This is a genomic window from Pseudomonas sp. GW821-FHT05H12, from assembly GCF_059419385.1.
Genome location: NZ_JBWKRS010000048.1, coordinates 1 through 13,906, shown reverse-complemented (window position 1 = coordinate 13,906; position 13,906 = coordinate 1). Strand labels below are relative to the sequence as shown.

Annotated in this window: 11 protein-coding genes; 4 read left to right on the top strand and 7 right to left on the bottom strand. The window is 63.0% G+C overall.

Annotated features, from left to right (window positions below; all coding sequences use genetic code 11):
- Positions 1–7: 7 nt before the first annotated feature.
- The 7 genes from AC07SU_RS28150 to AC07SU_RS28120 form a co-directional block, all read right to left on the bottom strand.
- A complete protein-coding gene (locus AC07SU_RS28150; RefSeq protein ID WP_494998924.1) occupies positions 8–2,716 on the bottom strand; it encodes a nitrate reductase in 2,709 nt (902 codons plus the stop codon).
- The gene (gene nirD / locus AC07SU_RS28145) at positions 2,716–3,033 is read right to left on the bottom strand and encodes a nitrite reductase small subunit NirD (protein WP_494998923.1); all 318 of its coding nucleotides are present in this window, start codon (positions 3,031–3,033) and stop codon (positions 2,716–2,718) included. The genes AC07SU_RS28150 and nirD overlap by 1 nt, the downstream gene beginning before the upstream one ends.
- Positions 3,030–5,483: a nitrite reductase large subunit NirB gene (gene nirB / locus AC07SU_RS28140; protein WP_494998922.1), complete on the bottom strand. Its 2,454-nt coding sequence runs from the start codon at positions 5,481–5,483 to the stop codon at positions 3,030–3,032. The genes nirD and nirB overlap by 4 nt, the downstream gene beginning before the upstream one ends.
- 234 nt (positions 5,484–5,717) lie before the next feature.
- Positions 5,718–7,388, bottom strand: a complete 1,671-nt coding sequence (locus AC07SU_RS28135) for a bifunctional protein-serine/threonine kinase/phosphatase (protein ID WP_494998934.1) — start codon at positions 7,386–7,388, stop codon at positions 5,718–5,720.
- Positions 7,388–8,599 carry a nitrate/nitrite transporter gene (locus tag AC07SU_RS28130; RefSeq protein WP_494998921.1) on the bottom strand — a complete coding sequence of 404 codons (1,212 nt, stop codon included), beginning with the start codon at positions 8,597–8,599 and terminating at the stop codon, positions 7,388–7,390. Before AC07SU_RS28130 ends, AC07SU_RS28135 begins: the two co-directional genes overlap by 1 nt.
- Before the next feature lie 210 nt (positions 8,600–8,809).
- Positions 8,810–9,385 carry an ANTAR domain-containing response regulator gene (locus AC07SU_RS28125; RefSeq protein WP_176996329.1) on the bottom strand — a complete coding sequence of 192 codons (576 nt, stop codon included), beginning with the start codon at positions 9,383–9,385 and terminating at the stop codon, positions 8,810–8,812.
- 13 nt (positions 9,386–9,398) lie between these two features.
- Positions 9,399–10,625, bottom strand: a complete 1,227-nt coding sequence (locus tag AC07SU_RS28120; RefSeq protein ID WP_494998920.1) for a CmpA/NrtA family ABC transporter substrate-binding protein — start codon at positions 10,623–10,625, stop codon at positions 9,399–9,401.
- Between the two features lie 236 nt (positions 10,626–10,861).
- Here AC07SU_RS28120 and AC07SU_RS28115 point away from each other — a divergent pair, with 236 nt between their 5' ends.
- The 4 genes from AC07SU_RS28115 to AC07SU_RS28100 all read left to right on the top strand — a co-directional run bounded on the left by AC07SU_RS28115 (position 10,862) and on the right by AC07SU_RS28100 (position 13,808).
- Positions 10,862–11,665 (top strand): secretin N-terminal domain-containing protein, encoded by an 804-nt coding sequence (locus tag AC07SU_RS28115; RefSeq protein ID WP_494998919.1) that lies wholly within the window; start codon positions 10,862–10,864, stop codon positions 11,663–11,665.
- Between the two features lie 214 nt (positions 11,666–11,879).
- Positions 11,880–12,248: a winged helix-turn-helix domain-containing protein gene (locus AC07SU_RS28110; RefSeq protein WP_494998918.1), complete on the top strand. Its 369-nt coding sequence runs from the start codon at positions 11,880–11,882 to the stop codon at positions 12,246–12,248.
- Positions 12,241–12,702 (top strand): transglycosylase SLT domain-containing protein, encoded by a 462-nt coding sequence (locus tag AC07SU_RS28105; RefSeq protein ID WP_494998917.1) that lies wholly within the window; start codon positions 12,241–12,243, stop codon positions 12,700–12,702. Before AC07SU_RS28110 ends, AC07SU_RS28105 begins: the two co-directional genes overlap by 8 nt.
- Before the next feature lie 86 nt (positions 12,703–12,788).
- Positions 12,789–13,808 carry a quinone-dependent dihydroorotate dehydrogenase gene (locus AC07SU_RS28100; protein ID WP_494998916.1) on the top strand — a complete coding sequence of 340 codons (1,020 nt, stop codon included), beginning with the start codon at positions 12,789–12,791 and terminating at the stop codon, positions 13,806–13,808.
- Positions 13,809–13,906 lie beyond the last annotated feature (98 nt).

Genomic DNA, 13,906 nt, shown 5'->3' with positions numbered 1-13,906 from the left:
GTTCCCCTTACACACTGATCGCGATTGGCTGCGGGCTGCTGGCCAAAAGACGTTTGATTTCCGGTACACAGGAGCCGCATTGCGTACCACACCCCAGTTCCCGCTTGAGTCCGTCCAGGCTCAGGCCACGGGCGATACCGGCACACACGGCGTTTTCGCTGACGTTCTTGCAGTTGCACAACACCTTGCTGCTTGCCGCCGCCCCACCCGGAGGCGCGCTCAACGGTGCCAACAGCCAGCGCCGCAGTTGATCGTCGGCGCGGCCTTCCAGCCACAGGCTTTGCAACCAATGCCGGGCCAAGGTTTCGCCGGCCAGACGCAAGGCGGTGATGCGGCCTTTTTCGATCTTCACGCGCTTGCCGATCGAGCGGCGCGGGTCGTCGTACGCCATCACCGGCCCGTCGTTGAGGCCCAGCAGTTCATCGATTCGGGTCAACAGTTGCAGGTCGGGCGCTTCGGTATGGGCTGCGCGCACCAACAATGCGGGCCGCTCCCGCCCGGCCAGGCTGAGGCTGACGTAGGCAAAACCCTCGCAGAGCGGGCGCAGGGCTTCGAAGTGTTGCTGCACATCGCCTTCGATCAACGCAAACAGCTGCCACGGTAGTTGCACCGCCTCCAGGCGCACGCCGCTGTGCTTGAGTTCGGGTTGCTTGGACAGGGGATCAAACGCCGGCTGGGTCAGCGCATTCACGCCGCCCTTGAGAAAACGATCACCCCAGTGCATGGGCAAAAATGCCTGCCCCGGGCGCACGCTGTCATCACTGCTGACCGCTACGATCACCTGGCCGCGACGACTTTTTAGGTTGACCAGGTCACCCTCTTTGAAGCGGTGCCTGCGCAATTCATCCGGGTGCAGGCTCAACAGCGCTTCGCTGACATGCCCGAATAACTGCGCCGCCGTGCCGGTACGGCTCATGCCATGCCACTGGTCTCGCAGGCGGCCGGTGATCAGCGTCAATGGGAAGCGCGCGTCACGCTGCTCTTTCGCGGCGCGGTAAGGATCGGCAACAAAGTGCGCCCGCCCGCTGTCGGTGGGGAACACACCGTCGGTGTACAGGCGTGGGGTGCCGCCCTCGGCGCCCTGGGGGAACGGCCATTGCTGCGGGCCGATACAATCGAGCAAGGCGTGGCTGATGCCCGACAAGTCCAGGTCACGGCCACGGGTCAGCATTTTGTATTCATCAAAAATCTGCGCGGGCTGCTCAAAGGCAAACAGGCTGCTCAAACCCGGACGCAGGCGGCGCTCCAGGCGCTGGGCGAAATCCACGGTAATTGCCCAGTCCGGTCGCGCTTCTCCCGGTGGGACGATGGCACGGCGCACGTGGGAAATACGCCGCTCGGAGTTGGTCACCGTGCCTTCCTTCTCCCCCCAACTGGCGGCGGGCAACAGCAGGTCGGCGTAGGCGGCGGTCTCGGTGGTGCGAAACGCCTCCTGCAACACCACGAAGGGGCAGGCGGCCAAGGCTTCGCGCACACTGTTCTGGTCTGGCAGTGATTGCGCCGGGTTGGTGCAGGCGATCCACAGTGCCTTGACCTTGCCGGCTTGGACCTGCTCGAACAGCTCGATAGCCGTGAACCCGGTAGACGCCGGCAACGAATCAATTCCCCAATACCTCGCGACTTGTTCGCGATGTTCAGGGTTGGCGGCCTCACGATGCCCGGGCAACAGGTTCGACAAACTGCCCGTCTCGCGCCCACCCATGGCATTCGGCTGGCCGGTCAGGGAAAACGGCCCGCAGCCGGGCCGGCCAATCGTGCCGGTGGCCAGGTGCAGGTTGATCAGGGCACTGTTTTTTGCGCTGCCCGCCGTGGACTGGTTAAGCCCCATGCACCACAACGACAGGAAGCTGCTGGAAGTGCCGACCCATTCCGCACACAAGCGCAGCTGCTCAACGCTGATGCCACAGAGCTGCGTGACCATTTGCGGCGTGTAGTCATGCACCAGGCGTTTCAGCTCGGCCAGCCCCTCGGTATGCGCCTGGATAAACGCACGGTCGATCCAGTCTTCCCACAGCAGCAGGTGCAGGATCCCATGGAACAGCGCGACGTCTGTCCCCGGCAGGATCGCCAGGTGCAGGTCAGCCAAGTCGCAGGTGTCTGTGCGACGTGGGTCGATCACCATCACTTTCATCTGCGGGCGCCGCGCCTTGGCTTCTTCCAGGCGTCGGAACAACACCGGGTGCGCGTAGGCCATGTTGCTGCCGACGATCATCACGCAGTCGCTGCTCTCCAGGTCTTCATAGCTACACGGCGGTGCATCGGCGCCCAGGCTGCGCTTGTAGCCGACCACCGCCGAAGACATACACAACCGCGAGTTGCTATCGATGTTGTTGGTGCCCACCAGCGCCCGCGCCAGCTTGTTGAAGCTGTAGTAGTCCTCGGTGAGCAATTGCCCGGAGATATAGAACGCCACACTGTCCGGCCCGTGTTCGGCGATGGTCTGGGCGAACACGTTGGCCGCGTGCTCCAGCGCGGTGTCCCAATCGGTGCGGGTGCGCGCCAGGCCTTTGCCCAGGCGCAACTCGGGGTACAAGGCGCGGGCGGATAAATCACCGGTCAGGTGCAGGCTGGAGCCCTTGCTGCACAGCTTGCCGAAGTTCGCCGGGTGGTCGGGGTCGCCTTGCACGCCAATGATTTGCTCGCCGTCATGTTCGATCAACACGCCGCAACCTACGCCGCAGTAGCAGCAGGTAGAGGCGGTGGTCTGGCGGTTCATCACACCGCGTCCCGCAGGGCCAGCATCACGCGGCCGTTTTCCACGCGGGCCGGGTGATGGTGAGCGCAACCGACATCCGGCGCCTGGGCTTCGCCGGAGGCGAGGTCGATCTGCCAGTTGTGCAGCGGGCAGGCCACGCGCTTGCCGTAGATCAGGCCTTGGGACAGCGGGCCACCTTTGTGCGGGCAACGGTCATCGAGTGCGAAGACTTCATCGTCACTGGTACGAAAAATCGCGATATCACCCTTGGGCCCGTGGATGATGCGTGATCCCAGGGTGTTGATGTCATCGAGGGCGCAGATATCCAGCCAGTTCATGCCGGCACCTCCAGTTGTTTGACGGGGATAACCTCGAACTCCTTCTTCAGCAGCGGTTGTTCCAGGCGCTCCTTCCACGGGTCCTGCTCGAACGACAGCGAGAATTGCAGGCGCTCGTTAAGGGCCTGGCGGCGGGCCGGATCTTCCAGCACCGCCTTCTTGATGTGCTCCATGCCCACCCGTTGCAGGTAGTGCACGGTGCGCTCCAGGTAGAAGGCTTCTTCGCGGTACAGCTGTAGGAAGGCGCCGTTGTACTCGCGCACTTCTTCGGCGGTTTTCAGCTTGACGAAGAACTCCGCGACTTCGGTCTTGATGCCGCCGTTGCCACCGATGTACATCTCCCAACCGGAGTCGACGCCGATAATGCCTACGTCCTTGATGCCTGCTTCCGAGCAATTGCGTGGGCAACCGGACACCGCCAACTTGACCTTGTGCGGCGACCACATGTTGAACAGGTCATGCTCCAACTCGATGCCCAGTTGCGTGGAGTTCTGCGTGCCGAAGCGGCAGAACTCGCTGCCGACGCAGGTCTTCACGGTGCGGATGGATTTGCCATAGGCATGGCCGGACGGCATGTCCAGGTCTTTCCACACGCCAGGCAAGTCCTGCTTTTTGATCCCCAGCAGGTCGATGCGCTGGCCGCCGGTGACCTTGACCATCGGCACGTTGTACTTGTCGGCCACATCGGCGATGCGCCGCAACTCCGACGGGTTGGTCACGCCGCCCCACATCCGTGGGACCACGGAATAGGTGCCGTCTTTCTGGATATTGGCGTGAGCCCGTTCATTGATCAGGCGCGATTGCGGGTCATCCTTGGCTTCGCCGGGCCAGGTGGAAATCAGGTAGTAGTTCAAGGCCGGGCGGCAGGTGGCGCAGCCGTTGGGCGTGCGCCAGTTCAGGTAGCTCATGGTGCCGGCGATGGTCAGCAGGTGCTGGTCGCGAATGGCCTGGCGGATCTGCCCGTGGTTGAGGTCGCTGCAGCCGCAGATGGCTTTTTCGCTTTTCGGCTTGACGTCGGCCGCGCCGCCCACAGTGTTGATCAAAATCTGCTCGACCAGGCCGACACAGGAGCCGCAGGAGCTGGCAGCCTTGGTGTGTTTTTTCACCTCGTCGACGCTGAACAGCCCCTGTTCCTGAATCGCCTTGACGATGGTGCCCTTGCACACGCCGTTACAACCGCAGACCTCGGCGTTGTCGGCCATGCTCATGGCTTTGTCCTGGCCTTGATGGCCGACATCTCCCAAGGCGTTTTCGCCGAACATCAAGTGATCGCGGATCTCGCCGATGGCGTGGTTCTCACGGATCTGACGGAAATACCAACCGCCGTCGGCGGTGTCGCCGTACAGGCAGGCGCCGACCAGGATGTCGTCCTTGATCACCAGTTTCTTGTACACGCCGCCAATCGGGTCGGAGAGGGTGATGGTCTCGGTGCCTTCGCCGCCCATGAAGTCGCCGGCCGAGAACAGGTCGATGCCGGTGACCTTCAACTTGGTCGAGGTGACCGAGCCTTTGTAGGTGGCAAAGCCCAGCTGTGCGAGGTGGTTGGCGCAGACCTTGGCCTGCTCGAACAGCGGCGCCACCAGGCCATAGGCGATGCCGCGATGGCTGGCGCACTCGCCGATGGCGTAGATGCGCGGGTCGTAGGTTTGCAGGGTGTCGTTGACCAGAATCCCACGGTTGCAGGGAATGCCGGATTTTTCCGCCAGCTCGGTGTTGGGCCGGATACCTGCCGCCATCACCACCAGGTCGGCGGGGATGATGTCGCCGTTCTTGAACTGTACCGAGCCGACGCGACCGTTGCCCGCGTCATGCAGCGCCTGGGTCTGCTCGCACAGCCGAAACACCAGGCCACGGCTTTCCAGCTCGGTCTGCAACAATTGGCCGCTGGTCTTGTCCAGCTGACGCTCCAGCAGCCACTCGCCGATATGCACCACGGTGACGTGCATGCCGCGCAGCATCAGTCCGTTGGCGGCCTCCAGGCCCAGCAGGCCACCGCCGATGACCACGGCGTGGGTGTGGGTCTTGGCGGTGTCGATCATGGCTTGGGTGTCGGCGATGTCGCGGTAGCCGATCACACCCTGCAACGTATTGCCGGGAATTGGCAGGATAAAAGGCGTAGAACCGGTGGCGATCAGCAGGCGGTCGTATTCCGCCTCGGTGCCGTCTTCGGCGATGACCACGCGTTTGACGCGGTCGATCTGCACCACTTTGCGGTTGAGCAGCAGCTTGATGTTGTTGTCCAGGTACCAGCTCAAGTCGTTGAGCACGATCTCTTCGAAGGTTTGCTCGCCGGCCAGCACCGGCGACAACAGGATGCGGTTGTAGTTGGTGTGCGGCTCGGCGCCGAACACGGTGATGTCGTACAGGTCGCTGCTCAGCTTGAGCAATTCTTCAAGGGTGCGAACCCCGGCCATGCCGTTGCCGATCATCACCAGTTTGAGTTTTTTCATGTCGTTCTCCGCAATGGCTCGACCAATCACGCGCAAACAAAAAAAGGCGTCCCCGCTAGTTACCTAGCGAGGACGCCTTTGTCCTGGTCCCGTTCTCTCGGGAAGCTCGACCCTTCGACGTTGAAGGTTCGGCTGTATGTGGGGTGTTGTTCCAGCTAATGCAGCGGTTGTGCCAAGTTGCCTTGTGCCCGGGTTTACGGGGCTTGCGCAAAAACTGCAGTGAGGATTTGCTCCCTAGTGGTGCAGTAACCAATACAGTAGCACCAGATTGATCAGCAGCGACGCCACAGCCAGGGTCTGCCAGACCTTCAGCGGTTCACGCTCCAGCAGTGGCCTGGGTTGCACGCTCAGTTCGCGGCGATCTGCCTGTTCCAGCACCAGCAGCCATTCTTCGGCGGTTTCATAACGCTGCGCGGGTTGCGCCGCCACCGCGCGTTCCAGGCTGAGTGGCAGCCAATCCGGCAGGTCCGGGCGGTAGCGGCTGGCGCTGACAGCTTGGGTGAAGCGCGGCCGTTGGAAAGCCTCGATTTCACCGTAGGGGTAATGCCCGGTGAGCAGGTAATACAAGGTGACGCCGACGCTGTACAAATCCTGCTGTGCTGTAGGACGGTCACCGGCAAAGGCCTCCGGCGCGATAAAACTCGGGGTGCCAGGCAGCAAGTGAGCGCGATCTTCAGAAAGGCCCGGGCAATAAGCCAGGCCGAAATCCAGCACGCGCAGTTCGCCGTCGTCCCCCAGCAGCAGGTTTTCCGGTTTGATGTCGCGGTGCAGGATCTGCCGTCGATGCAGCAGGCCCACGGCACGCAGCAATCGCTCGGCGATGGACTGCCATTGCGCCAAGGGCAGCGGGCCTTGCTGCTCGAACAGCGCAGCCAGGGTTTGCCCGGGATATTCGCGCATCACGTAGTACAAGTGCTGACGCCCGCTGGCGGCATGCACTTCCGGAAACGCGCGCCCGGCCACCCGTCGCAAAAACCACTCTTCCGAGAGCAAGGCCTGGCCGGCATCGTTGTCGTCATCACGGTTGAGCGGTAAGGTTTTCAGCAGCCAGGGTTGCTGCTGGGCATCGCGTACCCGGTACAACAACGACTGTCGACTCTGCGCCAGCACGCACTCCACCTGCCAGCCCTCAAAGCGTTGACCGGCTTTCAGCAGCGGCGGCAAGGGCCATTGCTGCAACTGCACCAAGGCATCGCCGAGGGTGGCGGCGCCCAGTGCGTCGATTCGCACCAGCAGGGCACTGGCGTTGTCCTGGCTGCCGGCCAAATGAGCGGCGTTGACCAGCGTGTTCACGGCCAGGTCGAGGTCGGTTTGTTCACGCAGGATCGTGCTGATGCTGCGGTCGCCCAGGGTGGCCCACACACCATCGCTGAGCAGCAGAAAGCATTCGCCCGAACGCAGTTCGCCGTCGAGAAAATCCAGTACCAGGTGCTGATCCAGGCCGAGTGCGCGCTTTAGCACATGCTGCATGCCCGGTTGCTCCCACACATGGTCTTCGCTGATGCGCTGCAGCTCGCCGTCCAGCCAGCGATACACCCGGCAATCGCCGACGTGCGCCAGGGTGAAGCGCTGGCCGCGAAACACCAGGGCGCTGAGGGTGGTCAGCAACGGCTGGCCACCGCCATTGGCCTGCAGCCAGCGGTTTTGTGCGAGCAGCAGGCGTTCCAGGGCCTGGGCCACGCCCCAGGTTTGCGGCGTGGCGTAATAGTCCAGGGCCAGGGCCTGCAAGGTCGAGCGTGCAGCCAACCCGCCATCGGCGCATTGGCTCACACCGTCGGCCAATGCACACAGGTAACCTTTGCTGGCGGCCAGTTCCGCGACCGGCGTGACCACGCGCAGGGCGTCCTGGTTTTCTGCCCGTGGGCCGATGGCGCTGGCGTGGGCGACGCTCAGTTGCAGGCTCATCAGACGCGGGCAGCGGTCACGGCGGCCGAACCCCAAGTGGTTCTCCAGCGGCGTTTCACCCCGTGCAGGCCGAACCAGGCCAGCACGCCAAGGCTGGCGAACAACCACAGCGCCATCTGGTAACTGCCGGTGCTTTGCTTGATCGCGCCCATGCCGGCCGCCAGGGCAAAACCGCCGATCCCACCGGCCATGCCGATCAGGCCGGTCATCACGCCGATCTCACGGCGAAAGCGCTGCGGTACCAGTTGGAACACCGCGCCATTGCCTGCGCCGAGGCCGAGCATGGTGCAGACGAACAGCGCCAATGCCGCGTAGGAACTGGGCAGGTTGAACCCCACCGCCGCGATGCAGATCGCCGCCACGCTGTACATGCCGAGCAGGGTGCGGATGCCACCGAACCGGTCAGCCAATGCGCCGCCCAACGGGCGCATCAGGCTGCCGCCAAACACGCAGGCCGCGGTGTAGTAGCCGGCCGTGACCGGGCTCAGGCCGTACTGGTCGTTGAAGTAGCCGGGTAGAGCGCTGGCCAGGCCGATGAAACCGCCAAACGTCACGCTGTAGAAGAACATGAACCACCAGCTGTCGCGGTCACCCAGGGCCTTGAAGTAGTCAGCCATGGATTTGGCCTTCGGGCGTTCCGGTGCATTGCGCGCCAGCCAGGCGAAGACGATCAGGGTGAGCACCAGCGGGATCAGCGCGAAGCCAAACACATTGCTCCAGCCAAACGCTGCGGCCAGCACTGGTGCGAGCAAGGCGGCAAATACGGTACCGGAGTTGCCGGCGCCGGCGATGCCCATGGCCTTGCCCTGGTGTTCGGCCGGGTACCACTGCGAGGCCAGGGGCAGGGCGACGGCAAATGACGCACCGGCCATGCCCAGGAACACGCCCAGCAACAAGGCTTGTTCATAGCTGTGGATGCCCAGCTTCCAGGCGCCGAACAGCGCGGTGATCACGATCACCTGGCCGATCAGCCCGGCGGTTTTGGGCGACAGCTTGTCAGCCAGCATGCCCATCAGGAAGCGCAAGACGGCGCCCGCCAGGATCGGCGTCGCCACCACCAGGCCGCGCTGCTGGGTGGTCAGGTGCAGGTCGGCGGCGATCTGCACCGCCAGCGGGCCCAGCAGGTACCAGACCATGAAACTCAGGTCGAAATACAGGAACGCGGCAAACAGGGTCGGGGTGTGCCCGGATTTCCAGAAGCTTGATTTCATCACGCACCTCAACGGTTGGGAGTCTTGTAAGAAGGCCGGGTGATGGAACAGCCGGCGAAGGCTGCCCCACCGGCCCCATGCACTGGGGCCAAAACGAAAAAACGCCGCCACCGGGTTTGCGGGGGCAAACCGGATGTGCGACGTCTTTGTCGTGGAGGGGCAACCGCCGTTGGTTACCTGTGATGAATGCTTAGCAAGAGCTGAGCCAAATCAGCCGAGCAGCTCACTCATGGCGATAATCTGCTCGGCCACCTGGATCAGTTTCTGCTGGCGGCTCATGGCCTGGCGGCGCATCAGGGTGTAGGCCTCTTCCTCATTGCAGCTCTTCATTTTCATCAGCATGCCCTTGGCCAGCTCGATGCGTTTGCGCTCGGCCAGTTGCTGGTCCCGCGCCTGGAGCTGGGCGCGCAGGGCCTGGTCGCTCTCGAAGCGCGCCATGGCCACGTCGAGAATCGGCTGCAGGCGCTGGGCCTGGATGCCTTCGACAATGTAGGCGCTGACGCCCGACTTGATCGCCTGGCGCATCACATTCGGGTCGTGCTCGTCGGTAAACATCACGATCGGCCGTGGCTGGTCGCGGCTGACCAGCACCACCTGCTCCATCACGTCGCGCCCGGGTGACTCGGTATCGATCAGGATCACGTCCGGTCGCACCGTTTCGACGCGCGCCGGCAGGTCGATGGTCAGGCCCGACTCATCAATGACCTCGAACCCGGCCTCAATCAGCGCGGCCCGGAGCCGGCCGACTTTGCGCGGTGTGTCGTTGATCAACAGGATTCGCAACATAGTCGTGCTCCTGTCAGCGCAAGGCTTGGCGGCTGGCGTGGTCGGCCATGGCGTGCAGGCGGAAGCTGCGCGCGTAGGCGGCGGGGTTGCTGCCGTCCCAGACCTTGCCGTCGATCAGTTGGCTGCTGCGCATGTCCTGGGGGTTGCTTGAAACGCCCACCGCGCTGGCGGCCTGACGGTACAGGTCCAGTTGCTGGACATGGCGGGCGACGCCCAGGTAGTCCGGGTCTTCGCGCAACAGACCCCAGCGGCGGAACTGGGTCATGAACCACATGCCGTCCGACAGGTAGGGCAGGTTGACCTCTCCACTCGCAAAAAAACGCAAGGCGTGAGGGTCTTGCCACTGGTTGCCCAGCCCATCGTCATAGTTGCCCAGCAGTCGGGGTTCGATGCAGTCGAGCGGGGCATCCAGGTAGTCGCGGGCGCTGAGCAGTTGTGCGGTAGAGCGACGGTTTTCCTGGCTTTCTTCAATAAAACGGCTGGCTTCAAGAATGGCCATCACCAGCACCCGCGCCGTATTGGGGTATTGTTCGACAAACGCCTGGGTACAGCCGAGTACCTTTTCCGGATGGTCGGGCCAGATCGCCTGGGTGGTCGCCAGGGTGAAGCCCTGTTGTTGCTTGACTGCGCTGGCACACCAGGGCTCACCGACACAAAAACCGTCGATGCGCCCGGCCTGCAGGTGCGCGACCATCTGCGGCGGCGGGACCACCACACTGTCCACGTCCTGCAACGGGTGGATGCCCTGGCTCGCCAGCCAGTAATACAGCCACATGGCGTGGGTGCCCGTGGGAAATGTCTGGGCGAAGGTCAGTTTTGTTCGGCTTTGGTGCACGTGGCGATCCAGTGCCTCGGGAGTGGTCACGCCCTGCTGTTGCAAACCGTGGGACAGGTTGATGCTCTGGCCGTTTTGATTGAGCCCCATCAGCACCGCCATCTCGGTGGGCGCTACACCGCCGATACCCAGGTGTACGGCGTAGATCAGCCCGTACAGGCTATGGGCGGCGTCCAGCTCACCGCTGACCAGTTTGTCGCGCAGGTTGGCCCAGGAGGACTGGCGCTTGAGGTTCAGTGTCAGCCCGTAGGGTTGGGCGAAACCCTGGGTGGCGGCGACCACCAGCGATGCGCAATCGGTCAGCGCCATGAAACCCAGGTCCAGGCTGCTCTTTTCCGGGGCGTCACTGCCGTTGACCCACGCCAGTGGATTATTCACCGGGCTGTTGCCGACCGAATCGTTCATCAACACCTACCTTTTCTCTCAAAAAAAAGCGTCGTTCCCTCGGATGGCGCTATGAGCCATTGAAGGGTAACGACGCCTTTGTCCGTAGGCCTGCTCCGACGGTGGCGCAGGCCCTGATGCCAAGTGTGTAGCAAGGCACATGCCACGCAATGTCATCAGCTTTTCATCAAGATTGAGCGCCGCTTGCCTTTCAGTATGGCCGCTTCTCTACGCCGGACCGCCGAGGTAAACCCACTTTGCACGCCGATTCCGCCGCAACGTTGACCTGTCACTGGCTATGCCGGTGTGTGTTGTGTGCTGTGTTGCTGCTCGGTTGCGCGGCGGCCTGGGGCGAGGTCTATCAGGCGCAGGATGCAAGCCTGGGCAGCGTACTCAACGCGTTGTCCGGGCCTCTTGGGGTTGCGGTTGTGGTCAGCCGGCAGGTGGATCGCAAGCGTGTCAGTGGATCGTTCGATTTTGCTGCGCCCGAGCAGGTGTTGGAGGCGCTGGCCAGGCAGGAGGGGCTGATCTGGCACCGTGACCGACAAGCGCTGTACCTCTACGAGGCCGCCGAAATCAGACGTTCGGCGGTCGTGCTCCGGCATATATCCGTCGGCAGGCTACGCAGCCTCATGCAAGGGACAGGGCTGGAAGAGTCCCGCTTCCCTCTGCGTGAGAGCGGGCAGCGCATGTTCTATGTGTCCGGGCCGCCGAGCTATGTCGACCGCGTGCTGCGGTTGGCGCAATTGATGGATCGCCAGCCTGCAAAGGTGCCCGAGCAGGCGTTTGGGGTGGTGGCAGTGCTCCATCACTTTGTGGCGGACCGTAAGTCCGGGGCCGGTGCAGATGAACCTACGGTGCCGGGGATGAACTCCATGATCGAGACCTTGCTGGTGCGTAACCGCAAGCACCTTTTGGCCGACAAGGGGTTCGCCGTCATTGCCTATCCCGACATCAACAGTTTGCTGGTCAGGGGCACACCGGCGCAGGTCAAGTTGATCAAGCAATGGGTGGCGGAGTTGGACGTACCCCAGCAGGCGAACGAGCCAGCGCCCCCCTGAATTCGTTCGATGTATTGGCGGGCAAATGAATGAGCAGTGGTGAGCCTTGGCGTGGGTGGAGAATTTTCTTACTGGGTACTTCCGAAAATCGACGGGTAAATCGGCTTTGTCCTGGCGTGGGTTGCGGAACAGGTTTTTATAGTCATGGCGTTGATTGGGCAGCCAGTAGTGGCAATGAGGGTTTCAATGTCGAAAGTCGAATACAGAGGTGTGCATGGCCGTCGCAAGTGATGGAGTGTCGACGTCCCTCGTGTTTGATCGCTGGACCTTGCACGGCGATGGGCGGTTGACGGGAGTGGGCGCGGATATTCAGTTGCCTCCCAAGGAGGGCCAGGTTCTGCGTCTATTATTGGGCTCCGGTGGCGCGCTGATGACCAAGGACCGTTTGCTGGAGCAGGCGTGGCCTCGGGGCGAAGTGGCCGAGGAGTCGCTGACGCGGTGCATTTACGCGTTGCGCAAGCACTTGAAGACCGACAAGGGGTTTATCAAGACGATCTACGGCCGGGGTTATCGCTTTACCTGCCCGGTGCAGGCTGAGACGCGGGGTGTGTGTTCCGCCTGTGGGCAAGCCAGCAATGGCTAGTACCTGGAGCAAAAAACTGTTGCTGGTGGCGTGCCTGGGCGGCAATCAAGCGCTGGCCAACTGCTGGAACGAAGCTGCCAGCCGCTATGACCTTGAGCCCGAGCTGCTACAGGCCATCGCTGCCGTGGAGTCGGGTTATCGCACGCAAGCGGTAAACCACGCCAACCGCAACGGCACGCGTGACATCGGCTTGATGCAGATCAACAGCATTCACTTGCCGCGCCTGCTCAAGCAGGGCATTACCGAGGAGCGCTTGTTGAGCGAGCCTTGCCTGTCGGTGGAGGTGGGCGCTTCGATTCTTGCCGAGTTCGTCCAGCGTTTCGGCTACAACTGGACGGCGGTGGGTTCCTACAATGTGGGCGCAGGCCCGGGGCCGCAGCGTGAGGCCTTGCGCATGCGCTATGCGCAGAAAATCTGGGCGCGTTATGAGGCACTGGTCGCGCAGCGTTATTGATGATTGGACGGCATGCCTCGCGTGTACACGGCCACCCCGGCTATAATCGCCGCCACCTTTTACCGCCACCCGAGTCTAGCCCGCCCATGTATACCCTGGCCCGCCAGCTGTTGTTCAAACTCTCCCCGGAAACCTCCCACGATCTGTCCCTGGACCTGATCGGCGCCGGTGGCCGACTGGGGCTCAATGGCCTGGTATGCAAGGCGCCGGCAAAAATGCCGGTGTCGGTGATGGGGCTGGACTTCCCCAACCCGGTCGGCCTGGCTGCCGGCCTGGACAAGAACGGCGCGGCCATCGACGGCTTCGCACAGTTGGGTTTCGGTTTTGTCGAAATCGGCACCGTGACCCCACGGCCACAACCGGGAAACCCCAAGCCACGCATCTTCCGCTTGCCGGAAGCCGAGGCGATCATCAACCGCATGGGCTTCAACAACCTGGGGGTTGATCACCTGCTGTCCCGGGTGCAGGCGGCGAAGTACACCGGCATTCTCGGGATCAATATCGGCAAGAACTTCGACACCCCGGTTGAACGTGCGGTGGATGACTACCTGATCTGCCTGGACAAGGTCTACGCCCATGCCAGCTACGTCACCGTCAACGTCAGCTCGCCGAATACCCCGGGCCTGCGCAGCCTGCAGTTTGGTGATTCCCTCAAGCAACTGCTCGAAGCCCTGCGCCAGCGCCAGGAAGACCTGGCCGTGCGCCACGGCAAGCGCGTGCCGTTGGCGATCAAGATTGCTCCGGACATGAGCGATGAAGAAACCGTGCTGGTCGCCCAGGCCCTGGTGGATTCGGGCATGGACGCAGTGATCGCCACCAACACCACCCTCAGCCGTGTTGGCGTCGAAGGGCTCGCCCATGGTGACGAGGCGGGCGGTCTGTCGGGCGCGCCGGTGCGTGACAAGAGTACCCATATCGTCAAGGTGCTGGCGGCCGAACTGGCAGGGCGCCTGCCGATCATCGCCGTGGGTGGCATCACCGAAGGCAAGCATGCAGCCGAGAAAATCGCTGCGGGTGCCAGCCTGGTGCAGTTGTACTCGGGCTTTATCTACAAGGGCCCGGAACTGATTCGCCAGTCGGTGGATGCGATCGCTGCACTGCGCTGACACTTTTATTGCAGGTATTGCAGGAGCGGGGGGGGGGGGGGGGGGGGGGGGGGGGGGGGGGGGGGGGGGGGGGGGGGGGGGGGGGGGGGGGGGGGGGG